Source organism: Nocardioides sp. R-C-SC26 (genome assembly GCF_021246465.1).
Classification (GTDB): Bacteria; Actinomycetota; Actinomycetes; order Propionibacteriales; family Nocardioidaceae; genus Nocardioides.
On the sequence record NZ_JAHRHK010000014.1, the window covers coordinates 83,614 to 104,767 of the forward strand.

Annotated in this window: 22 protein-coding genes; 12 read left to right on the forward strand and 10 right to left on the reverse strand. The window is 70.5% G+C overall.

The window, feature by feature from the left end; genetic code table 11:
- Window positions 1-9: 9 nt before the first annotated feature.
- The 3 genes from KSO97_RS13445 to KSO97_RS13455 all read right to left on the reverse strand — a co-directional run bounded on the left by KSO97_RS13445 (window position 10) and on the right by KSO97_RS13455 (window position 3,063).
- The gene (locus KSO97_RS13445; protein ID WP_232679707.1) at window positions 10-792 is read right to left on the reverse strand and encodes an exodeoxyribonuclease III; all 783 of its coding nucleotides are present in this window, start codon (window positions 790-792) and stop codon (window positions 10-12) included.
- 2 nt (window positions 793-794) lie between these two features.
- Window positions 795-2,351, reverse strand: a complete 1,557-nt coding sequence (locus KSO97_RS13450; RefSeq protein WP_232679709.1) for a sulfatase — start codon at window positions 2,349-2,351, stop codon at window positions 795-797.
- 121 nt (window positions 2,352-2,472) lie between these two features.
- The gene (locus KSO97_RS13455; protein WP_232679711.1) at window positions 2,473-3,063 is read right to left on the reverse strand and encodes a TetR/AcrR family transcriptional regulator; all 591 of its coding nucleotides are present in this window, start codon (window positions 3,061-3,063) and stop codon (window positions 2,473-2,475) included.
- 60 nt (window positions 3,064-3,123) lie between these two features.
- On the opposite strand from KSO97_RS13455, the gene KSO97_RS13460 reads away from it, so the two are divergent.
- Together KSO97_RS13460 and ychF are read left to right on the forward strand one after the other, a co-directional pair.
- Window positions 3,124-3,957 carry an oxygenase MpaB family protein gene (locus tag KSO97_RS13460; protein WP_232679792.1) on the forward strand — a complete coding sequence of 278 codons (834 nt, stop codon included), beginning with the start codon at window positions 3,124-3,126 and terminating at the stop codon, window positions 3,955-3,957.
- A 60-nt stretch (window positions 3,958-4,017) separates the two neighbouring features.
- A complete protein-coding gene (gene ychF, locus KSO97_RS13465; protein ID WP_232679714.1) occupies window positions 4,018-5,091 on the forward strand; it encodes a redox-regulated ATPase YchF in 1,074 nt (357 codons plus the stop codon).
- 58 nt (window positions 5,092-5,149) lie between these two features.
- On the opposite strand, the gene KSO97_RS13470 is transcribed toward ychF, so the two are convergent.
- From KSO97_RS13470 to KSO97_RS13485, 4 genes are all read right to left on the reverse strand, one after another.
- Window positions 5,150-5,938 carry a hypothetical protein gene (locus KSO97_RS13470; protein WP_232679716.1) on the reverse strand — a complete coding sequence of 263 codons (789 nt, stop codon included), beginning with the start codon at window positions 5,936-5,938 and terminating at the stop codon, window positions 5,150-5,152.
- 67 nt (window positions 5,939-6,005) lie between these two features.
- Window positions 6,006-7,376 (reverse strand): HAMP domain-containing sensor histidine kinase, encoded by a 1,371-nt coding sequence (locus tag KSO97_RS18370; protein WP_232679718.1) that lies wholly within the window; start codon window positions 7,374-7,376, stop codon window positions 6,006-6,008.
- Between the two features lie 16 nt (window positions 7,377-7,392).
- Entirely contained in the window at window positions 7,393-8,061 is a 669-nt protein-coding gene (locus KSO97_RS13480) for a response regulator transcription factor (protein WP_232679719.1), read from the reverse strand.
- Between the two features lie 113 nt (window positions 8,062-8,174).
- Window positions 8,175-8,675, reverse strand: coding sequence for a DUF2231 domain-containing protein (locus KSO97_RS13485; protein ID WP_232679721.1), 501 nt, complete (start codon window positions 8,673-8,675; stop codon window positions 8,175-8,177).
- Window positions 8,676-8,911: 236 nt separating this feature from the next.
- On the opposite strand from KSO97_RS13485, the gene KSO97_RS13490 reads away from it, so the two are divergent.
- The 4 genes from KSO97_RS13490 to KSO97_RS13505 all read left to right on the forward strand — a co-directional run bounded on the left by KSO97_RS13490 (window position 8,912) and on the right by KSO97_RS13505 (window position 12,236).
- Complete coding sequence (locus KSO97_RS13490) at window positions 8,912-10,216, forward strand: ferric reductase-like transmembrane domain-containing protein (RefSeq protein WP_232679723.1); 1,305 nt, start codon at window positions 8,912-8,914, stop codon at window positions 10,214-10,216.
- A gap of 5 nt (window positions 10,217-10,221) precedes the next feature.
- A complete protein-coding gene (locus KSO97_RS13495) occupies window positions 10,222-10,716 on the forward strand; it encodes an FMN-binding protein (protein WP_232679725.1) in 495 nt (164 codons plus the stop codon).
- Window positions 10,713-11,537, forward strand: a complete 825-nt coding sequence (locus tag KSO97_RS13500) for an FAD:protein FMN transferase (protein ID WP_232679727.1) — start codon at window positions 10,713-10,715, stop codon at window positions 11,535-11,537. The genes KSO97_RS13495 and KSO97_RS13500 overlap by 4 nt, the downstream gene beginning before the upstream one ends.
- A gap of 216 nt (window positions 11,538-11,753) precedes the next feature.
- On the forward strand, window positions 11,754-12,236 hold the full coding sequence (locus KSO97_RS13505) for an HIT family protein (RefSeq protein WP_232679729.1): 483 nt from the start codon (window positions 11,754-11,756) through the stop codon (window positions 12,234-12,236).
- A gap of 147 nt (window positions 12,237-12,383) precedes the next feature.
- Here KSO97_RS13505 and KSO97_RS13510 read toward each other — a convergent pair whose 3' ends face one another.
- A complete protein-coding gene (locus KSO97_RS13510; protein WP_232679731.1) occupies window positions 12,384-12,872 on the reverse strand; it encodes a DinB family protein in 489 nt (162 codons plus the stop codon).
- An 89-nt stretch (window positions 12,873-12,961) separates the two neighbouring features.
- Here KSO97_RS13510 and KSO97_RS13515 point away from each other — a divergent pair, with 89 nt between their 5' ends.
- Window positions 12,962-13,942 carry an SDR family NAD(P)-dependent oxidoreductase gene (locus KSO97_RS13515; RefSeq protein ID WP_232679732.1) on the forward strand — a complete coding sequence of 327 codons (981 nt, stop codon included), beginning with the start codon at window positions 12,962-12,964 and terminating at the stop codon, window positions 13,940-13,942.
- Between the two features lie 100 nt (window positions 13,943-14,042).
- Complete coding sequence (locus tag KSO97_RS13520; RefSeq protein WP_232679734.1) at window positions 14,043-14,378, forward strand: hypothetical protein; 336 nt, start codon at window positions 14,043-14,045, stop codon at window positions 14,376-14,378.
- 89 nt (window positions 14,379-14,467) lie between these two features.
- On the opposite strand, the gene KSO97_RS13525 is transcribed toward KSO97_RS13520, so the two are convergent.
- On the reverse strand, window positions 14,468-15,205 hold the full coding sequence (locus KSO97_RS13525; protein ID WP_308188305.1) for an acyltransferase: 738 nt from the start codon (window positions 15,203-15,205) through the stop codon (window positions 14,468-14,470).
- 59 nt (window positions 15,206-15,264) lie between these two features.
- Here KSO97_RS13525 and KSO97_RS13530 point away from each other — a divergent pair, with 59 nt between their 5' ends.
- Window positions 15,265-16,248 carry an oxidoreductase gene (locus KSO97_RS13530; protein WP_232679736.1) on the forward strand — a complete coding sequence of 328 codons (984 nt, stop codon included), beginning with the start codon at window positions 15,265-15,267 and terminating at the stop codon, window positions 16,246-16,248.
- Here the strand turns inward: KSO97_RS13530 and KSO97_RS13535 are convergent.
- The gene (locus KSO97_RS13535; protein ID WP_232679738.1) at window positions 16,226-16,669 is read right to left on the reverse strand and encodes a nuclear transport factor 2 family protein; all 444 of its coding nucleotides are present in this window, start codon (window positions 16,667-16,669) and stop codon (window positions 16,226-16,228) included. The genes KSO97_RS13530 and KSO97_RS13535 overlap by 23 nt on opposite strands.
- A 271-nt stretch (window positions 16,670-16,940) precedes the next feature.
- Here KSO97_RS13535 and KSO97_RS13540 point away from each other — a divergent pair, with 271 nt between their 5' ends.
- The 3 genes from KSO97_RS13540 to KSO97_RS13550 all read left to right on the forward strand — a co-directional run.
- A complete protein-coding gene (locus tag KSO97_RS13540) occupies window positions 16,941-19,079 on the forward strand; it encodes a DEAD/DEAH box helicase (protein ID WP_232679740.1) in 2,139 nt (712 codons plus the stop codon).
- Window positions 19,080-19,289: 210 nt separating this feature from the next.
- On the forward strand, window positions 19,290-20,105 hold the full coding sequence (locus KSO97_RS13545) for a PASTA domain-containing protein (protein ID WP_232679741.1): 816 nt from the start codon (window positions 19,290-19,292) through the stop codon (window positions 20,103-20,105).
- A gap of 301 nt (window positions 20,106-20,406) precedes the next feature.
- Window positions 20,407-21,154: hypothetical protein (locus KSO97_RS13550; protein WP_232679743.1), on the forward strand; the 748-nt coding region annotated here is incomplete at its 3' end.

Here is a 21,154-nt window from a genome sequence, read left to right on the forward strand (position 1 = left end):
TCGCGTCACTCAGTCGGCGAGGTCGACGACCACGGGGGCGTGGTCGGACGGCGCCCCCGTGCCGATCGTCGGGTTGCGCTCGTCGACGTCGATGAACGCGCCGGTCACGCGGTCGGCGAACGAGGGCGACCCGAGGACGAAGTCGATCTTGAGGCCGCGATTGCGCTCGAATCGCTGGCGGTAGTAGTCCCAGTAGGTGAAGCCGGGCGCGTGGTCGCGGGTCACCTCCGACCATCCGTCGTCCAGCAGGCCCTGGAAGGCGGCGCGCTCCGCCGGGGTGACGTGGGTGCTGGTGCGGAACTGGGCGATGTCGAAGACGTCGTCGTCGGTCGGGGCGATGTTCCAGTCGCCGACGAGCGCCGTCGGGACGTCGCGCCACGACGTGGCGGTCTCGCGAAGGCGAGCCAGCCACTCGAGCTTGTAGGCGTAGTGCGGGTCGTCGATCTTGCGCCCGTTCGGCACGTAGAGCGACCACACCCGCACGCCGCCGCAGGTGGCGCCGATCGCACGGGCCTCGGGCGCGATCGGGTCGCCGAAGCCGGGCATCCCGCCGAAGCCGATCTCGACGTCGTCCAACCCGACGCGGCTGAGGATCGCGACACCGTTCCACTGGCTGACGCCGGCCGCCGCCACCTCGTAGCCGAGAGCCTGCAGGCCCATCAGGGGCAGCTGGTCCTCGCGGGCCTTGGTCTCCTGCAGCGCCAGGACGTCGACGTCGTGCCGTTGGAGGAAGGCCTCGACACGGTCGATGCGCGAGCGCAGCGAGTTCACGTTCCAGGTGGCCAGGCGCATGGTCAGGACGGACCCGGCATCGCGTCGAACTTCTGGCTGCACTGGGTGGAGGTGCTGCAGGTGACCAGGGCCTTCGTTCGACGTCGCAGCTCAGCCAGCACGTCGGCGTAACGCGGGTCCTTGGCGACGTTGTTGATCTCGGAGGGGTCGTGCAGGTGGTCGTAGAGCTCCTCGAGGCCGTTGGCGAAGAAGCGTGCGTAGGTGTAGCGGTCGGTGGTCACGCCGCGCCACCACCAGCCGTAGGAGAGATCTGCCGGGGTCTGCGGGCCGGCCTGGATCAGCACCGTCTCGCGCAGGGGCGCGTTGTCGACCGCGGCCGGCACGAGCGAGACGCCGTCGACCGGGATGAGGGGCTTGGCGCCGGCGAGGTCGGCGATCGTGGGAGCGACGTCGATCATCAGCGCGCGCTGACTGCGCACCGCGCCCGCCGGGACGCCGGGACCGCGCACGATCATCGGCACGCGCAACGACTGTCGGTACGGCACGTTCTTGGTGATCAGGTTGTGCTCGCCGAGCAGGAAGCCGTTGTCGGAGGTGAAGATGATGTAGGTGTTGTCGAGCTCACCGAGCGAGCGCAGCGTCCGCACCAGCTCGGCGATGCCCTGGTCGACAGCCTGCAGCGACCGGATCCGCGAGCGGAACACGGTGTTGATCTTCTGCGTCGTCGGTCGGTTCTTGCGCTGCACGAGCGAGTTCTTGTCGCTGATGCGGTCGGAGGTGTATCCGGGGTCCCGCAACGACGGCGAGTTCACGCCCGAGAACATCCGCTGGAAGCGCCGCGGCGGTAGGGCCTCGGCGGTGGACGGGATGTTCTTCACCTTGTCGAGTCGGCCGTGCGGCGCGACGTGCGAGGCCCAGATGAAGAACGGCTTGTCGTCGGCGGAGTACTCGCGCACGAGCTTGTCGACGCGCATGTTGATGTAGTCGACGTTGTTGAGCTTCTTGTACCACTGGGGGTTGCCGTTCTGATACATCTCGTAGCCCACGTAGGAGTACGGGTTGATCATCGAGGCGTCCCAGTAGTCCCAGCCGGGCTGGGGCTTCCCGTGGGTGCCGTAGCCGTTGAGGTACTTGCCGGTGAACGCGGTGTTGTAGCCGACCCGGTTCAGCCACACGGGCAGCGTGGTGCTGATCTTGAGGGCCTTGAAGTTGAACGGGTCCTGGTTCGACTTCACGCCGTTGTTCTGCGCGTACTGGCCGGTGAGGATCGCCGCGCGCGCCGGGCAGCACAGCGGATGCGGTGAGAGTGCGCGACTGAAGGTCACGCCCGCGCGACCCAGGTTCTGCACCGTCTTGGGCATCCACCGCATGTCGCTGCTGGCCTGGTCGTCGGTGGTGATCAGGATGATGTTGGGCCGCTTGCCGGTGAACTGGTCGCCGTTGGGCCGGCCGGGTGCTGCCGTGCCGACGGGATCGATCACCGCCGAGGCCGCGGAGACCACGGATCGATCCGGCTCGGCCGACGACGGGGCCCCGGTGAAGGCCGCGAGAGTGCCCACGGCCAGACCGGCGATGGCGACGGCGAGAGCCGCCCGCTGCGTCGTCCGTCTGCCGTGCATGGCGGCCATTCTGCGGGACGGCTGGTTGAACTCCCGCATCGGCAGCGGGCATCGCGATCCCGTGTGGCGCCTGGTGATCGTGATGATCGCGGGGTCGCCGCACGGCCCGGAGAGGCGTCCGTCACACCCCGAGCACGAGCGGTGTGATCACCGCATCGCAGTAGGCGCGCCGCGCAGGTTCGGTGGCCAGGTCGGGTGGCCCGTCGGGTGTCAGGAGCAGCGACTGGGTGATCCGCGCGAGCGTCTGCGCGACGGCTGCGACGTCGTCGGTGCGGGGGTTGCCGACGTGGGCGCGCAGGGCGACGACGCGCGCGGCGACGAGATCGGCCGAGAGCGCGATGATCGCGCCGGCCCGCTCGGTGAGTCCGACCAGCGTCTCGTCCCGGTCGAGCACGGACAGCTGCCGCAGCAGCTCGTTGCCGCGCACGGCGTCCAAGGTCACGGAGAAGAAGGCGGTGATGTTGGACGCCGGGTCGAAGCCGGCGCTCGGCGCGGGAGGGATCTCCGGGACGTCGGTCATGATCTGCGTCAGCACGCGCTCGGTCTCGCGGAGGAACGCACGTTGGGCGATCAGGTCCATGGTGCCCAGGCGTCGGTAGAGGGTGGTGCGGTTGACGCCGGCTCGCCGCGCGATGTCGTCGGCGCTGGTGCGGCGGACGCCGGTGAGCGCGAACTGCGCGACGGCGGCGTCGAGGAGCGCGTCGTCCGACATATGACCCTGCCTTCTTGCAACGATGCAACAACTAGTGAGACATTGTTGCACGTGGCCACGATGACGCACGACGGCGCGCCGAGCAGCGCCGCGACCCCCGACCCGGCCGAGGGCAAGTTCGGCCTGGACGCCTACGTCTGCGAACGCATGCTCCTCCTGGGTGCCGGATCCTCGGTCATGTACCAGTTGGCGATGAAGGGCGTCGGTCTCGGCGTCGCCGAGCACTCCACGACCCTGCGTCGTCCGGTCGATCGCCTCCGCACGACGCTGACCTTCGTCTACGTGATGGTGCTCGGCACGGAGCAGGAGAAGAAGGAGATCTCCCGGCTGGTCAATCGGATGCACACCTCGGTGCGTTCGCCGGGTCGCTACTCCGCCTTCGACCCCGAGCTACAGCTGTGGGTCGCCGCGACGCTGGTCAAGAACGGCGAGTGGCTGATGGAGCGGATGTTCGGTCCGATGGACGCCGCCACCCGCGAGCGCTGCTACCGCGAGGCCTGGATCTACGGCACGGCGCTTCAGGTGACGCCGCAGATGTGGCCGCAGACTCGTGCCGAGTTCGACGTCTACTGGGAGGAGTCGCTCGCCAAGCTCGAGGCCGACCCCATCGTCCAGTGCTACGCCAAGCAGCTGCTCAGCTATCACGGCGGGCCGGTCTACCTGCGCCTGGCCGTGCCGCTGCAGAACCTGCTCACGCGCGGCAACCTGGACGCGCGGACGCGCGAGGTGCTGGCGCTGCCGTGGTCGCGCCGCGATCAGATGCTCTACGACCTGTTCTGGAAGGTCTTCCCGCCGGTGTACCGGCGGGTGCCGCGCGTGCTCCGCCAGCTCGAGGCCCGCCTCATCCTGCGTGACATGCGCAAGCGATTCCGTCAGGGGCGTCGCGTCATCTGAGCGCCGAGGCGCCCGAGCCGAATCGGCCAGGGAGTGCCACCGGGCCTAGAATCGACGCCCGTGGCTCTCACCATCGGCATCGTCGGTCTCCCCAACGCGGGCAAGTCGACGCTCTTCAACGCGCTGACCAAGAACGACGTCCTGGCGGCGAACTACCCGTTCGCCACGATCGAGCCGAACGTCGGCGTCGTCGGCGTCCCCGACGAACGGCTGCCGCGCCTGGCCGAGGTCTTCGGGTCCGAGCGGATCCTCCCGGCGACGGTGGAGTTCGTCGACATCGCCGGCATCGTGCGCGGTGCCTCGCAGGGGGAGGGGCTCGGCAACAAGTTCCTCGCCCACATCCGCGAGTCGGCGGCCATCTGTCAGGTGACGCGCGTGTTCCGTGACGAGGACGTCACCCACGTCGACGGCGAGGTCAACCCCGGCAACGACATCTCCACGATCCAGACCGAGTTGATCCTGGCCGACCTCGAGACGGTGGAGAAGTCCGTCGTCCGGTTGGAGAAGGAGTCGCGCAAGGTCAAGGAGCTCGTCGCGAACCTGGAGGCGGCGAAGGAGGCGCAGCAGGCGCTCGAGGCCGGCACGCCGATCATCGCGACCGACATCGACAGGTCGCTGCTGCGCGAACTCTCGCTGCTGACCGCCAAGCCGTTCATCTACGTGTTCAACTGCGACGCCGACGAGCTGCACGACGAGGATCTCAAGCAGCAGATGCGTGACCTCGTCGCCCCGGCCGAGGCGATCTTCCTCGACGCCAAGTTCGAGTCCGAGCTGATCGAGCTCGACGACGAGGAGGCTGCGGAGTTCCTCGCCGAGGCCGGTGTCACCGAGCCCGGCCTGGAGGTGCTGGCCCGTGTCGGCTTCGACACCCTCGGCCTGCAGACCTACCTCACCGCCGGCCCCAAGGAGTCGCGCGCGTGGACGGTGAAGAAGGGCGCGACGGCGCCCGAGGCGGCCGGCGTCATCCACACCGACTTCCAGAAGGGCTTCATCAAGGCCGAGATCGTCTCCTTCGACGACCTCATCGCCTCCGGCTCCATGGTCAAGGCCCGTGAGGCCGGCAAGGTCCGCATGGAGGGCAAGGACTACGTCATGGCCGACGGCGACGTCGTCGAGTTCCGCTTCAACGTCTGACTCGGTCGTCGTACGCGTCCGGACGGGTCCCCGAGAGCGCTGTCGGTCCGCTCCGGCCCTACTCGTCGACCGTCCCGCGCGCCGGCAGTACGTCGACCCGGCTCCTGCTCAGGTGGACGACGGTGGCCACGATCGCGGTCAGGAAGACCAGACTGGTGCCGAGCGTCCCCAGTCCGAGGCCGTGCGCGCTGTTCGGCGTGGCGAGCCAGTCGCCGATGTTGGCGCCCAGCGGCCGGGTGAGCACGTAGGCCAGCCAGAAGCTCAGCACCGGGCTCATGCCGGACTTCCACAGCAGGACGACGCCGACGATCAGGGTGAGGGGGAGGAGCACCGAGACGCCGGGGCCCCAGCCGGTGAGTTCCAGGGTCCAGTCGCCCGTGGCCGTGCCGAGGGCGAAGGTGACCAGCACCGTGAGCCAGTAGAAGGCCTCGCGGGGCGTGGTGGTGATGCTGTGGATCGAGAGCGTGCGCTCGCGCCGGTGCCAGACGTAGAACACGCCCACCAGGGCTGCGGTGAATGCGCCCGTGCTGATCCACAGCGGGACGCCGAGGCGGTCGGTGAGGATGTCGGTGTAGAGGGTGCCGGTCACGCTGACGACGACGACGGTGAGCCAGTAGACCCAGGGGATGTAGCGGGTCAGGCGCATCTGGGGGATCAGGATCGCGGCGAAGGCGGCCGTGAAGAGGGCAGCGGTGGGCAGGAGGCCGAAGCCGAGCGTCTCGTTGACGTAGTCGGCGAAGCTCTCTCCGACGGTGGTGCAGAGCACCTTGATGATCCAGAACCAGAGGGTGACCTCGGGGACCTTGCTGAGCATCTGCCGCAGCGGTGCGGCCTGAGTCGTCGTCATGGTCCGACGATGGCCCCGGCGACCTGCCAATGACCTGACAGCCTGGCTTCCCCTCCGTGCTGCTGGGCTAGGTGGGCAGGAGGATGGTGAAGGTCGCACCTCGGCCTGAGCCGGAGGCGGCCGGATCGGTCTGCGTGCCAGTGCCGCTCTCCAGGAGGACGTCGCCGCCGACGCTGCGTGCGATCCGGCGCGCCAGCGCCAGCCCGAGGCCGCTGCCACCCGCGTGAGTCGTGCTGCCGACATCGAAGATGACCTCGGCGACGTGGGGGGCGACCCCCGGGCCGTCGTCGCTGATGGCGACGGCGACGTGGGAACCGACGACATGGGCGTGGACCGCCACGCGCTGCCCGTGGCGCAGGGCGTTCTCCAGTACGGGACCCAGAGCGCGGACTGCCAGGTCCGTGGGCACGCCGACCGTGAGCTCGGGAACGGTCAAGAGGTCGATCCTGGAGGGGTCCTCGACCTGGCGCATGGCCTCCGCGAGGACGGCGAGGAGCTGACTCTGGCCACGCCTGTCCGCACCGCCCGGTGACCGGGCATGGGACCGCGCCAGGTCCAGCAGGCCGGTGATGGTGGCACCCATGGTGCGGCAGGAGGCCATGAGTTCGGCGACGTCGGCGCGCAGCTCCTCGTCGAGGTCTTCGCGGTAGGAGATGAGCTCCACCGTGGTCTGCAGGGCAGTCAGTGGCGTACGCAGCTCGTGGGCCAGCTCGGACGTGAGTCGCTGTTCGTCGGTGATGGCCTGGGCGACGCGGTCCAGCAGTCGATCGAGCGTGTGTCCCAGCGCTCGTATCTCGTCGGTGGGCTCGCCGAGCCCGAAGCGGTGGTCCAGGTGGTGCGAGCTCCACTCCTCGGCGGTGCGCGCCATGGCCGCCACGGGCGCGAGCGCCCGGCGGCTGGCCCAGGCGGCGCATGCCGTCGTGAGGAGCACCAACAGCAGGCCGGCGGCCACGCACACGGCGAGCGCGGCTCGCTCCTGGTCCTCGTAGGCCGTCAAGGACTCCGAGACGACCACGACGCCCGCGACCGCGCGCTGGCGCTCAGCGCCACCGCTGGTCTCGAACGGGACGGCGAGCAGCTGGTAGCCCCCGACGTCGTGCCGGACCTGGATACGCGACGCACCGGCGAGCGCACCGAACTCGGCCTGCTGTGCGGGCGGGACGGTGCCGGCGACCAGCGTCCCGCCCTCGTCGTAGACGACGGTCCCGGGGCCGAGCTCGCCGACGGGGACCACCAGCCGTCCATCGAGGGCCCCGGTGTCGGCGACGACCGCCGCAGCGCGATCGGAGAGGACCCGGTCGACTGCTTGGCTGGACGTCCTCTCCAGCACGACCTGCACGACGACCACCAGGAGGACCGCGAGGATCAGGGTCACACCGGCCGCGGCCAGGATCAGCCGTCGCCGCAGCGCGCCAGCCGCGCTCGGGCTGGCCGGCACGGTCGACCGAGACGATTCAGAGGACACGGAAGCCGACTCCACGGACGGTCTCGATCCCTGACGGCGACTCGATCTCGTCGAGCTTGGTGCGGATGCGTCGGATGTAGCTGTCGATGGTGTTCTCGCTGACCGAGGCACCGTCGGGCCACGCCGCCGCGACCACGGTCCGTCGCCGCACGACCTGTCCGGGCCTGGCCGCGATCGCGGCCAGCATGCGGAACTCGGTCGGGCTCAGCCTGACCTCGCCGCGACTGGTACGTACCGAATGGGTCAGGGGGTCGAGCACGAATCCGCGGTCGGAGACGGCCTCTGCCGGACGCCGGGCGGCCAGGACCTCGAGTCGGACCAGGACCTCGCGTAGCTCGAACGGCTTGACCACGTAGTCGTCGGCGCCCGCGGCGAAGCCCTCGAGCTTGTCGTGGACGGCGTCCAGGGCGGTGAGGAACAGCACGGGTGCGAGCTGCCCGGCAGACTTGAGGGCCCTCACGACGTCGCGGCCGTCGGCGTCCGGGAGTCCGATGTCCATCACGATCACGTCGAGCGAGGCGTCGGAGCCGAACAACGCCACGGCCTCGCGACCGTTGTGGGCAGGGACCACGTCGTGCCCTGCCTGGCGCAGGGCTCGGACCAGCGCACGGCGGATCGGCTCGTGGTCCTCGCAGACGCCCACTCGCAACGTCTCCACCTCCGCAATCGTGAACGTGTCGTCGATCAGAGTGTGCCCGCTGCACTCCGCGGGGCGCGCGACTCCACGACGGATCGTCCACGACGCACGGCTCGCGACCACTCGGGCCAGGGCTACCGGCTGGACTCGCTGACCTGGTCTCCCCACGCCGCACGTGCCCCCGAATCGCCCACTCGGTACACCTGGACCCCGGCCGCCACTCCGGCCACCACAGCCAGCACCGCGACCGTGGTGCGGATCCACGGACGTCTCGGACCACTGGTGGACGGCTCGGCGGACGGGACGACCGGGCTACGTGAGGCTCGCCTCTCGATCCAGACCAGGGCGGCCGACAGCACGAGCAGGGGCAGGGCGAACCAGATGAGCTGGTCGCCCAGCTCGGCGTGCTGACCGGGATCGCCCACGTGACGCTCGAGCTGCTCACCGCTGGAGGTGGCGACCGGAACGAGCAACGTCGCGACCAGGGCGTCGGCTACGACGAGGGGGCCGTACGAGGTGCGCCATCGCGGCACGACGGCGATGGCGATGGTGCCCAGGACCGCCAGCGGCAGCAGGACGACGACAGCGTGCACCACGAGGGGATGCACCGGGAGCCCGTTGATCACATCGAACATGACGACCAGCCTGGCGAGGCGGACCTGCCAACAACCTGACTGCCGCTGGTCAGGTAGGTGACAGGTTGGCGGCGCCACAGTCGTCCCACCAGAACACGGAGGGACACATGACCACGATGCTCCCGGTATCGCCGGGCCAGACGTTGCCGCCCGAAGGCCGAACGGCCGGACACCGGCGGAGGTTCGCAACTCGAGACCGCTTCACCCGGGGGGCTGCTACCGGGCTGGGGGCGGCAGTGCTCCTCCTGGTGACCTGGTGGTGGGCCGCCGGCGACGGCGTCCAGGACCTCGCCTCCTGGCCCGCCGGGCTCGTCTCCCTGGGGCGCCTGGCGGGACTGGTGGCCTCGGCGCTGCTGCTCGGACAGGTCGTGCTCATGGCGCGGGTCCCCGTGATCGAGCGTGCCTTCGGTCAGGACCGCCTCGCGCGCATCCACCGCACGGTCGGCTTCTCCTCCTTCACCGTGATGCTGGCCCACATCGTGCTGATCGTCTGGGGCTACGCCGGCGGCTCGCTTCCCGACCTTCCCGGCATGACCTGGACGATCAGCGTCACCTACCCGGGCATGCTGCTGGCCGCGGCCGGCACCATGTGCCTGTTCATGGTGGTCGGCACCTCGATCCGGGCCGCCCGCCGTCGGCTCCGCTACGAGTCGTGGCACCTGCTCCACCTCTACGCCTACCTCGGTGTCGGCCTGGCTTTTCCGCACCAGCTCTGGACCGGGCAGGAGTTCACCGCGTCCCCAGGCCGGACCTTCTTCTGGTGGACGGCCTGGGCGATGACCCTGGCCACGGTCATCGTGTTCCGCCTCGGCGTCCCCCTCGCCCAGAACCTGCGCCACCGGATCGCCGTCACCCACGTGGTTCCCGAGGGCCCGGGAATCGTCTCGATCCACATGACGGGGCGCCGTCTCGACCGACTCCCTGCCCTGGCCGGGCAGTTCCTCACCTGGAGATTCCTCGGCCGGCCCGGCTGGACCCGAGGAAATCCCTACTCCCTCTCGGCTGCTCCCGACGGACGCAGCCTGCGCATCACCGTCCAGGGCGTCGGCGACGGCAGTACCAGCCTGGCCGCTCTCGAGTCCGGCACCCGGGTGCTGTTCGAGGGACCCCACGGACGCCTCACAGCGCGGGTCCGCACCCGGCCCCGCGTGCTGCTCATCGGCGCAGGCGCCGGGCTCGCTCCCATCCGTGCGCTGGCCGAGGGCCTCGCCTACGCCCCCGGCGACGCCACCCTGATCGAGCGCTACACCTCCGTTCCGCTGTTCCGCGAGGAGCTCGACGATCTCGCCCGCGACCGTGGCCTCCACGTCCTCCGCAGCCGCGGCTCGCGTCGAGGGCGGGCCTCATGGCTCGGCGCCGAGCTGGCACCCCACCATCGCCACCGAGCCGACCACCACGTGCTCGCCGAGTGGGTTCCCGACCTCGCCGACCGCGACGTCTACGTCTGCGGCCCACCCGCCTGGGCGGACCTCGTCGGCGGAGACCTCCGCCGTCTGGGGCTGCCCGACGGGCAGCTCCACGTCGAGACGTTCGAGTGGTGAGAGGCATGAGACGCATCGTGCTGTGGACGATGTCCACCATCGCCGCACTCGTCCTCCTGATCGGCTACCGCACATCCACGATGGGCCCCGCCGCGCTCGCCTCTGCCGGCGACTACACCGCCGGGACCACCACCGTGACCGGGACCGGCCCGGGTGTGGGCACCTTCGCCGGCGACACCGTCCAGACCCGCTGGGGCCCCGTCCAGGTCGAGCTGACGCTCGACAACGGCACCGTCGTCGGCGCCACGGTGCTGCAGCACCCCACCGGGAACTCCACCGACGAACAGGTCAACTCGCGAGCTCTGCCCATCCTCGTCAACCACACCATCGGCACCACCGCCGACCAGCTCCGAGCGCACGGTGTCGACATGGTCAGCGGCGCCACCTACACCAGCGAGGGCTACCAGCAGTCGCTTCAAGCCGCGTTGGACCGTGCCGGCAGCGGGACCGCCGCCCCCGTCGTCGGCGACGCGACCACCGCACGCAGGACCACCGCATGACCGTCGACGGCACCTGGCGGGCCGTCGAGCACGTCATGGGCATGCCGATCAGCATCGCCCTCCGCGGGGCACACGCGCAGTCCAGCCGCGGACTCCGCGCCTGGTCCCGCGTCATGGAGGACCTCCGTCACGCCGACAGTGTGTTCAGCACCTACCGAGACGACTCCGTGATCAGCCGGGTCAACCGCGGCCAGCTGGCTCTCGGCGACCTCGGCGACGCGGTCGGGACGTTCGTGGCGTCCGAGGTCCGTGAGGTCCTCGAGCTCGGTGAACAGGCGCGGCTGGACACCGACGGCGCCTTCGACGTGTGGCGCTCGCGGGCCGACGGGCGACGACACCTCGACCCGAGCGGCGTCGTCAAGGGGTGGGCGGTCCACCGCGCGAGCGAGCACCTTCGCCAGTTGGTCGGCACCGACTTCTGTCTCTCCGCCGGCGGAGACCTCGTCGCACATGTGGCCGAGCACGACCGTCAGCCGTGGGGCATCGGTATCGAGGACCCCGGCGACCCGACGGCCCTCCTCGCCCGCCTCGAGTTGCGCCATGGTGCCGTGGCCACCTCGGGCGCCGCACACCGTGGCCGCCACGTCGTCGACGCGCGCACCGGCAGGTCTCCCGTCGCCGTCGCCCAGGTGACCGTGATCTCGGACGACCTGATCACAGCCGACCTCGCCGCCACCGCCGCCTACGCCCTCGACGACGGGGCGATCACGTGGCTGGGCCGGCAGGATCTCCAGGCACTCGTCGTCTGGCAGGACGGTCGGAGCGAGCAGGTCGTGCCGGCTCGGCCTCCCGCCCGGAGGACCGACAAGATGGCGTGCTGACGTCGACGAACGAGTCCACGCACCGCCCACCGGCCGGAGCACGCGGACTCCCAGGATCAGCGGTCGATCATCAGGATCGGGTGACGGAGCGACCTACCTCCGACGACGGTCCGCGGCGATCCGCGAGGCCGCGACCAAAGCGAACCATCGCGAGGTGGTCTCTCGACCTGGTGACGCGCTCCTTTGGCAGGACGCACTCCTGGTTACGGTGACGGGGTGACTGACTGGCGAGGGGAGCGCGTGCAGTCGGCGATCGAGGGCCGCAACCCCACCGTGATGGCACGCCTGGACGCGTCTTTCGCGGTGATCGGCGACGTCCAGTTCCTGCCGGGGTACTCCCTTGCGCTGGCCGCGCACCCGGGAGTCGACCGGCTTTCCGACCTCCCCCGTACTGAACGGTTGCGCTACCTGGCCGACGTCGACCTGATCGCGGACGCCGTCGAGACGGTCTGCCGCCAGTTCGACCCAGCATTCCGTCGGATGAATGTGGAGATCCTCGGGAACACCGACGCGTTCCTGCACTGTCACATCTGGCCTCGGTACGAGTGGGAGCCGCCCGGCGTCATCGGGCGCCCGGTGTGGAGCCACGACCCCAGCCGGTGGGCCGACCCGACGACGATGCTGGGTCCCGCTCACGACGACCTGCGTGCCGCGCTCACCGCAGAGATCTGCGCGCGTCGCGACGATCCGGACTACTGAAGAGATCCTGCGGACAGGGCAGATGTCGGGCGGCCGCCGCCCCCGCACGTACCTGAGCACCAACTCCGGCGTCGCCGTGCTTTCAGCACGGCTCCCTCGTCGGCGGCACCCCTGCACGCGCTGGGACGACGCCCACCACGACAGCCCCTATCCGCGCGACCTCTGAGGACGTCGAGCGCGCAACTGCTCGACCAGGATGTCGCCGTGGCCGGCGTGCCGGGCCAGCTCGGCGATCATGTGCGCGTAGATGAACCGCAGGCTCACCCGGGCCCGGTGCCAGTCCCACTCCTCGTCCAGCTCGTGCTCGACGGCGATCGCGCGTGAACGCTCGCAGGCGGCCAGGTAGGCGGCGCGCACGGAGTCGACCGTGTCGTCGTCGCCGAGGAGGAAGCTCTCGTCCACGGTGTCGGGCAGGCCGAGGTCGCGCCGCGCCACGCTGTCCACGCGGGCGTGGAACCAGACCAGCTCGACGAAGGTCGCGTGCCGTACCAGCCCGAGCACGGTGGTCAGCGAGGGCACCAGCCGCTCACGCGCCTCGGTCTCGTCGACGTCGTCCAGCAGCGCGGCGACGGCGCGACGCTGGGCGTCGAGCATCTCCTCGAGCAGCTGACGTTCGGGCGCCGTCGTCGTCACCATCCTCGCGACCCTAGTGGTACGCCCGATCTCCCGGGCGACGCATCGACGCACGCCCGTCCGGGTGAGCGGCCGGTTCGTAGGGTCGGGGCATGGCCGTTCGTGGACGTCTGACATCGGCGGTGGACGCCGCCCTGGACCGCAGTGTCGTGCTCGGGTACGGCCGGGTCGGCCCGGCGCTGCGCTCGCGATGGTGGCCGGCGGACCCGCCGCCGGCTTCCCTCGCGGGCAAGCGCGTACTCGTCACCGGGGCGACGTCGGGAATCGGTGCCGCCGCGGTCGAGGGCCTGCTCGAGCTCGGAGCCGCCGTGCACCTGCTCGGTCGCAACGCGGAGAAGGTGGAGCGGTGTGTGCAGTCCACCCGGCAGCGCTTCCCCGGGTCGGAGATCGTCGGGGAGGTCTGCGACGTCGGCGATCTCGACGCCGTCCGCTCGTGGACGGCGGGTGCGCTGGAACGCATCGGGCGACTCGACGGCCTGCTGCACAACGCGGGAACGATGACCGAGGCGCGGGAGGAGAGCCCCCAGGGCCACGAGATCGGACTGGCCGTGCACGTGCTCGGACCGCACCTGCTCACCGCCGGTCTGCGCGAGCCGTTGGCCGCGTCGGGCGCCGCGAGCGTGGTCTGGATGAGCTCGGGCGGCATGTACGGCGCACGACTGCACGCCGACGACGCCGACGACATCGAGTTCCGCCACGGCGAGTACGACGGCGTCCAGGCCTATGCGCGCACCAAGCGGATGCAGGTCGAGCTGGCCGCGGTGTGGGCCGACGCCCTGGCAGTCGACGGCGTCTCGGTCACCAGCATGCATCCGGGATGGTCCGGCACTCCCGGTGTCCTGGAGCACCTGCCGCGCTTCGAGCGGCTCACGCGGCCGCTGCTGCGCACGGCGGCCGACGCCGCGGACACCGCGGTGTGGTTGATCGCGACGCGGCCACCGTCGCGGCCACCGCACTTCTGGCACGACCGAGCGCAGCGGCCGACGACGTTCGGGTGGCAGCGATCCGGAGACGACGCCGCCGTCGAGCGGCTGGTGACCTACGTCGAGGCCGTGACCGGCGCGCGTCTCTGAGCGGTCGCGCGGGGCCGGGTTTCGCACGCTCCCCTGGGTGGAATGAGGCCGGTGCCGCCGGCCGACCGAGCGCCGGCGGGCCCGACTTAGAGGAGTCCACGTGTCGATCCGTCGATTCAAGATCGCAGCCGTCGCCGTCCCGATGGCGTTCGCCCTCACCGCCTGCGGCGGCGGTGGAGACCGGCCGAGCGCGGATGAGATCGCCGACGCCATCAAGGGCGGAGACGTGCCGACGCTGCCCCAGGAGGTCGCCGACTCGATGCCCGACGGCGTCGTCGACTGCATCGCCGAGGCGCTCGAGAAGTCCGACGTCTCCGACGAGACGCTGCGCGCGCTCGTCGACGGCGACGAGGACTACGAGGGGTCCGACAAGGACGCCGAGGCGCTGTCCGGCCTGGCTGACGACGCTGCGGAGTGCGCCACGTCCGCGGAGTGACGCCACGCTGATCGACGGCCCGGGGCGCGACGTGCGTCCCGGGCCGCCGTGCGTCAGGTGCGATCCCCGACCTCAGCGATCGCGGCCTCTCACGTCAGCGGCAACGAGTCCTCGACGACGTCCGACGTCTCCGGGGTCGCGAGTGCTTGGACGCCGGAGAACACGCCCGGCACGATCGGGCGCACGTCGCCGTGGCGGTCGGCCCACCCGACGCCGGGCTCGAAGGACCGCACGATCCGGGCGGGTGTCCCGGCCACGATGGCGCGATCCGGCACCGACCCCCGGACGACGGACCCGGCGGCCACCACGACGTTCCGACCGATCTGCGCGCCCGGCAGGATCATCGCGCCGTGGCCGATCCAGCTACCTGCGCCGATCGACACCGGCGCGTGCGGACCGAACTGTCGTCCGATCGGGAGCTCGGGGTCCTGGTAGCCGTGGCTGGCATCGGTGACGAACACGTTCTGGCCGAAGAAGACGTCGTCGCCGATCACGATCGACTCGTGCGCGGTGATGGTGATCCGGGCGCCGAGCACGGCGCGGTCGCCGACGACCAGCGCGCGGTCGGGGGCATAGGGGTCGCCGGGGCCGTAGCCGATCGCCAGCGTGGCGTGCCGCCCCACGAGCACGTCGCGCCCGAAGTGCATCCGCTCGATGTTCACCAGCGATGCCTGCGGGTAGCCGATCAGGCTCCCCGGCCCGAGCGCGCCGAACCGACGCCCGGTCCTCGTGTCGGGCGTGACCTCGCCCGCCCGCTCGACGCAGCGGTGGCCGATCTGGACGGCGCGGTGCGCCAGGTCGAGGGCCGAGCGCTGCAGGGGATTCACGTCGACACCGTAGTGGCGGCGGTCACGAACCGGACAGGTGTCCACTACTGTCCGGGGCCATGTCAGCCCCGACGTCGCCCCGCCAACAGCCCCTCGGCTCACCGTTCGGTGCCGGCTCGACGGCGTCCGAGGTCCTCGCCGGCCACGACCTGACCGGTCGCACGGTCCTGGTCACCGGCGGCTACGCCGGCATCGGTACCGCGATCACCCGTGCGTTGACCGACGCCGGTGCGCGCGTGCTCGCGCCCGCCCGTCGTCCCGAGGTCGCCCGGGATGCGCTCGCCGGCTGCGACGGCGTCGAGATCGGCACGCTGGATCTCGCCGACCAGGGCAGCGTCGCGGGCTATGTCGCCGGCCTGGTGGCCGACGGTGTGCGCCTGGACGCCGTCATCAACAACGCCGGCATCATGGCGTTGCCCGAGACCCGCACACCGCAGGGCTGGGAGATGCAGCTCGCCACCAATCACCTCGGCCACTTCGCCCTGACCGTCGGTATGTGGTCGCTGCTCGCCGACGGCGCGCGCGTAGTCAGCGTCTCCTCGGCCGGCCACTACTACTCGCCGATCCGCTGGGACGACCCGTGGTTCGAGGACGGCTACGACAAGTGGCTGGCCTACGGGCAGTCGAAGACGGCCAACGCGCTGTTCGCCGTCGAGGCCGACCGCCGTGGCCGCGGACGCGGCATCCGTGCGTTCTCGGTGCATCCGGGTGCCATCCTCACAACGCTCGGCCGGCACCTGACGGCCGACGACGTCGCCGCGCTGCTCGAACCGGACGAGCACGGCAATGTGGCGATTCCCGAGTTCAAGTCACCCGAGCAGGGTGCCGCGACGGCCGTCTGGGCCGCGGTCTCCCCGCTCCTGGCCGATCGTGGAGGCGAGTACCTCGTCGACTGCGACGTCGCTCCGCTCGCGGCGGTGGACGAGGCAGGCGGCAGCGACAGCTCGGGGGTGAAGCCCTACGCCGTCGATCGAACCGAGGCGGCACGCCTGTGGGAGTGGTCCGAGCAGGTCACCGGGGTCACCACAGCAGGTGCTGGCTGAGGTCGCCGGTCTGGTCGACGTACATCGTGCGGCTCTCGAACCACCAGGTGCCGTCGATGCGGTGGAAGGTGTCGCGGTAGCGCCCGGTCACGATGATCTGGAGCGGCAGCTCGGCGGTGGCCTGGGTGACCAGGTAGTTCGACGACGAGGTCGCCGTCCCGGCGTCGGCGTCGACCTCGATGATGGCGTTGGTGGTCAGGTGCTTGGTCTGCGGCGTCCCGGACGCCGGGTCGAGCCGCACCGTCGCGCCGTAGAGGGCGCGGACCCGATCCGCACCCTCGAACACGGTCTCCGGACCACCGCCCTCCTGCCCGTGGATCCGCCCGTGGGCGAACAGCGCGGCCACGCCGTCCAGGTCGCCGCGATCGATCCGATCGGCGTAGGTGTAGAGCAGGTTCTCGATCCGGCGGGCGTCGTCCATGGACCCACCGTAGGCACCGGGTGAGGACCTCGGCGGGTGATCTGCGGGCATCTGCGGTGCGCGGGCGGCGCGCGGGGTACCATGAGTGCAGAGCAGCGACGCCCGGCGTCGCTCCTCTCCAGCGGGCTCACCGTGGTCGGTCAGCCCCGCGCGATCGCGCCGAACGGACATGCACGAGGTCCGCGCACCTCGAGTGGGCCCCCGTCGCCGGCGTCGACTGCGGCCCGACGCCGTTTCGGAGCGTCTGGTCGCTCCCACGAAGGAGCAGTGAGTGGCTCGACGTAGCCAGCAGAGTGGCGGTGCCCGCGGCGGTCAGCAGCGTCGTCCGCGCAACCAGCAGCGCACCGGACTCGACAACGAGGGGATCATCCCTCAGCTCGCCCGCGGTGTCCGCGAGGTCGAGTCGGCCGTGCAGCGGGGGCGGGTGACCTCCTCGGTCCGCGCCAAGTTCCAGGTCGTGGCGCTGTTGGCGCGCGAGGAGCGCGGCCGGGTCAAGACCGACGCCGACATCGCCGAGCCGCAGCGAGCCGAGCAACTGAAGCGTCTCGATGGCATCGGCACGATCCTCGCCAAGACGGCGGCTCGTGAGCCGTCGTTGTTCGCCCTGCTCGATGAGGGCGCCGAGCTCTCCTTCGACGCCAAGGAGCTGCGTCGGGAGATGCTGGCCGCGGCCGGGCTCGAGGCCCCGGTCGACCGACCCGTCGCGCCGGACGACGTCGCGCTGGCTGCCGCGGAGCGGCAGGTCGTGCCGCTGTCGGTGACCCGGCGCCTGCTGTCCCACCCCTTCCTGCGACCCGACTACACCGTGACGACCCCGCGCTACGACGGTCCGCGGCGGCTGGTCGGGTGGGAGCTGATCGAACCGCTCCTGGAGTCGTTCGAGCGTGCCGCCGACGGGGCCTCGGCCTGCATGGCGCTGCCCGAGCCGGAGAGCCTGCGCACACCGTCCGGGCTGGAGCTGATGAAGCACCAGGCCGAGGTGGTCGAGTCCGCCGGCGCGGGTCATCGTTCCTATCTGCTCGCCGACGAGCCCGGCCTGGGCAAGACGGCCCAGGCCCTCTTGGCGGCCCAGGCCGCCCAGGCGTTCCCGTTGCTGGTGGTCGTCCCCAACGTCGTCAAGGCGAACTGGGCGCGCGAGGCCGAGCGCTGGACGCCGAACCGTGCCGTCACCGTCGTCTACGGCAACGGCGCCGACCTCGACGCCTTCGCCGACATCGTCGTGGTCAACTACGAGATCCTCGATCGCCACGTCGGCTGGCTCGGCGAGTTCGGTTTCCGCGGGATGGTCGTCGACGAGGCGCACTTCATCAAGAACAAGACGTCGCAGCGGTCCCAGCACGTGCTCGGCATCGCCGACCGGATCCGCGCGCGGACGGCGCGACCGCTGATGATGGCGCTCACCGGCACGCCGCTCATCAACGACATCGAGGACTTCCGCGCGATCTGGCAGTTCCTCGGCTGGATCGACGAGAAGCAGCCGCGCACCGAGCTGATGGTCAAGCTCGAGGAGAACGGCTACACGCCGATCGACCGGGGCTTCTACCCTTCGGCGCGGCAGAGCGTCATCGAGATGGGCATCGTGCGTCGCCGCAAGGTCGACGTCGCCGCCGACATTCCGGCACGACGTATCGCCGACCTCCCGGTGGAGCTGGACGACGAGCTGGGCCGTTCCATCCGCGACGCCGAGCGCGAGCTCGCCCGGCGTCTGCTGGAGCGCTACGACATGGCGATCGCCACGCGCCGGTCGGGCCAGAAGGTCGAGGGCATCGACCACGACCTGGTGCGCCAGGTCGCCGCGTGGGAGCGCGAGGACACCACCACCGAGGCCGGCGGCGACAACGTCTTCACGATGATGAGGAAGATCGGCTACGCCAAGGCGGGACTGGCGGCCGACTACACCGCCCAGCTCGCGCGCAGCGTCGGCAAGGTCGTGTTCTTCGCCAAGCACATCGATGTCATGGACGCCGCCGAGGAGGTCTTCGCCAAGCGGGGCCTGCGGTACTCCTCCATCCGCGGCAACCAGACGCCGTCCGCGCGCCAGAAGGCGATCGACGACTTCGTGACCGACCCCGACGTCGCCGTCGTCGTCTGCTCGCTCACCGCCGCCGGTGTGGGCCTGAACCTCCAGGTCTCCTCCAACGTGGTGCTCGCCGAGCTCTCGTGGACCGACGCCGAGCAGACACAGGCGATCGACCGCGTACACCGCATCGGTCAGGAGGAGCCGGTCACGGCCTGGCGCATCATCGCCGCGCAGACCATCGACAGCCGGATCGCCGAGCTGATCGACAGCAAGGCCGGCCTCGCCGCCCGCGCCCTCGACGGATCCGACGAGGAGATCGGCTCCTCGGTCGACATCCAGCTCGAGGCACTCGTGGCGTTGCTGACCGACGCACTCGGCAACCGCCGCTGACCGAACCCGGTGGTCGAGGAGACCTCCGGTGGTCGAACTTGTCGAGACCCGCGCGTTGCGGTGGTCGAGCTTGTCGAGACCCCCGTTCCGGTGGTCGAGCTTGTCGAGACCCGCGACCCGGTGGTCGAGCTTGTCGAGACCCCCGCCGCATCTCGACGAGCTCGATGACCGAATCCGGAACCACGGCCCGGCGTCGTCCGTCCCACCTGCATGACTACCTCGGACGCCCAGCCTCCTGCCGACCATCTGACGACAGAGCCGACGCCACGTCGACGCGGTGGGGGAGCAGTGCTCGTCGTGGTCTTCCTGGTCGCCGCGATAGCAGCGACGTTCGCCTTCGCCGGTGGCGATGACGACGAGCCCACGGCGTCCGACGGCGGCGCGAACGACGACGCGAGCGCCGCGCCGGCACCGCCCGTGGGTACGCGATACGTGGGCGTGGGACACGCCGTCATCGCGGTCCCGGAGGAATGGTCGACCAACGCGCACCAGTGCGGCACGCCGACCGAGCCGACGGCGCTGGTCGACATCGGCGCCATCTGCATGATGTACGTGCCGTACCCGGCCGACACCGACAGTGTCGAGGTCCGCCCCTCCTACGAGGGCGAGGAGTTCACCGACTGGGTGCCGATCCAGATCGGCGGCCTGGACGCGTTGCGCTCCCCGGACGAGGAGTTCGAAGAGACCTTGGGTGCCGATGGCGCGAAGGGGCGCGCCATCTACGGCGCGAGCGTCTACGTCCCGAGCGAGAACGCTGTCTTCCGGGCTCGTTCCTCCAACGCCCAAGAGCGTGTCGACGCACTTCTCGACACCGTCGCCGTCGTCGAGGGCTACGTCGCTGTTCCGGGGTTCCGAGTCGCCGAGAAGCCCTACCTCGAAACCCTTGCCGAGCTCGGCCTGAGGGCCGATGAGGTTCCTGGAGATCGTGTCGACGGGCTGGGCTCGGGCACCGTGACCGACGTCGATCCCGAGCCGGGCACGCTCGTGCCTCCGGGGGCGACCGTGCGGGTCGGGGTGGCGCCCTGACCGCCGCCGTCGCGCGCGTCAGCCGTTCGGTGGTCTCACCACCTAGTCAGTCCTAGGCCCGGCGCGTCAGGACGTGCCCTTTCGGGCAGATGGGCGATCGCAGGCTCGTCACGGGTGTGCGTCATCGCTACTGTGCTAGGAAGGAAGGCGGCCGACGCACGTCGGTTGCTGGACAGGGCCTGAGGGGGCCCAGCACCACCCGTGGACCAGAGGGGGTCCACAACCCAGGGGAGCCAGAGGGGCTCTGTGGGGCTCATGCCTGAGATCCGCTCAGCATGACGACATGGGAGGAATACCAGTTATGCGCAATCGCGCTCTCAAGCGTGGGCTCGCGGTCTCGGCCGTCGCAGCTCTCGCCGTCTCCGGCGCCCAGGGCGTCGCCGCCGCGACCTCGGTGAACACGCAGGTCGGTGCCAACACCATCACGCTGTACTCGTTCTTCAACACGGACGGGGACGCGTCGCTGAAGGCCGAGGCCTCCGGTGTGACGCCGACGATCAGCCTCGTCGCCGGTGCGGGCGACTCGATCAACTCGGTGACCTTCCAGTACTCGCTGAACGGCGGGGGCACCTGGACCGACATCCAGACCGTCAACACCCGTGACGCCGACGGCACGTTCTCCTACGACTGGCCCGCGACGGGTCTCGTCAACGGCGAGGTCTCGGTGCGTGCGGTGAACAACACCACCACGCCCACGGTCACCGACACCGCCAACGGCGTGGTGCTGAGCTCGACCGCCGAGTCCGTCGAGCTGGCCGCCGGCGGCACCCTGGGCTACTTCGTCCAGCCCTACGGCGCCCCGAACAACGCCGTCACGGCCGCCGTGAGCGGTACGACGTCCGCCACCACCGGCAACGTCGCGATCTCGCGTCGCGACGGCGCCGGAGCGATCGCCGGCTCGCCCGTCAACGCGCCCGTCACCACCGCGCAGGGCGCCACCACCGGCACCTTCAAGGGCATCCTCGACATCACGGGCTACCCGTTCGACACCGCCACCAGCGGTGCGGTGAACCAGATCGTCGTCGGGCCCCCGAGCGGCCCCCCGCCGC

What these genes read in the sequence shown, in the direction of transcription:
- KSO97_RS13445 (WP_232679707.1), bottom strand. Translation starts at nt 792, where the DNA reads ATGCGCCTGGCCACCTGGAACGTGAACTCGCTGCGCTCGCGCATCGAC.
- KSO97_RS13450 (WP_232679709.1), bottom strand. Translation starts at nt 2,351, where the DNA reads ATGCACGGCAGACGGACGACGCAGCGGGCGGCTCTCGCCGTCGCCATC.
- KSO97_RS13455 (WP_232679711.1), bottom strand. Translation starts at nt 3,063, where the DNA reads ATGTCGGACGACGCGCTCCTCGACGCCGCCGTCGCGCAGTTCGCGCTC.
- KSO97_RS13460 (WP_232679792.1), top strand. Translation starts at nt 3,124, where the DNA reads ATGACGCACGACGGCGCGCCGAGCAGCGCCGCGACCCCCGACCCGGCC.
- KSO97_RS13470 (WP_232679716.1), bottom strand. Translation starts at nt 5,938, where the DNA reads ATGACGACGACTCAGGCCGCACCGCTGCGGCAGATGCTCAGCAAGGTC.
- KSO97_RS13485 (WP_232679721.1), bottom strand. Translation starts at nt 8,675, where the DNA reads ATGTTCGATGTGATCAACGGGCTCCCGGTGCATCCCCTCGTGGTGCAC.
- KSO97_RS13495 (WP_232679725.1), top strand. Translation starts at nt 10,222, where the DNA reads ATGAGACGCATCGTGCTGTGGACGATGTCCACCATCGCCGCACTCGTC.
- KSO97_RS13500 (WP_232679727.1), top strand. Translation starts at nt 10,713, where the DNA reads ATGACCGTCGACGGCACCTGGCGGGCCGTCGAGCACGTCATGGGCATG.
- KSO97_RS13510 (WP_232679731.1), bottom strand. Translation starts at nt 12,872, where the DNA reads ATGGTGACGACGACGGCGCCCGAACGTCAGCTGCTCGAGGAGATGCTC.
- KSO97_RS13515 (WP_232679732.1), top strand. Translation starts at nt 12,962, where the DNA reads ATGGCCGTTCGTGGACGTCTGACATCGGCGGTGGACGCCGCCCTGGAC.
- KSO97_RS13530 (WP_232679736.1), top strand. Translation starts at nt 15,265, where the DNA reads ATGTCAGCCCCGACGTCGCCCCGCCAACAGCCCCTCGGCTCACCGTTC.
- KSO97_RS13535 (WP_232679738.1), bottom strand. Translation starts at nt 16,669, where the DNA reads ATGGACGACGCCCGCCGGATCGAGAACCTGCTCTACACCTACGCCGAT.
- KSO97_RS13545 (WP_232679741.1), top strand. Translation starts at nt 19,290, where the DNA reads ATGACTACCTCGGACGCCCAGCCTCCTGCCGACCATCTGACGACAGAG.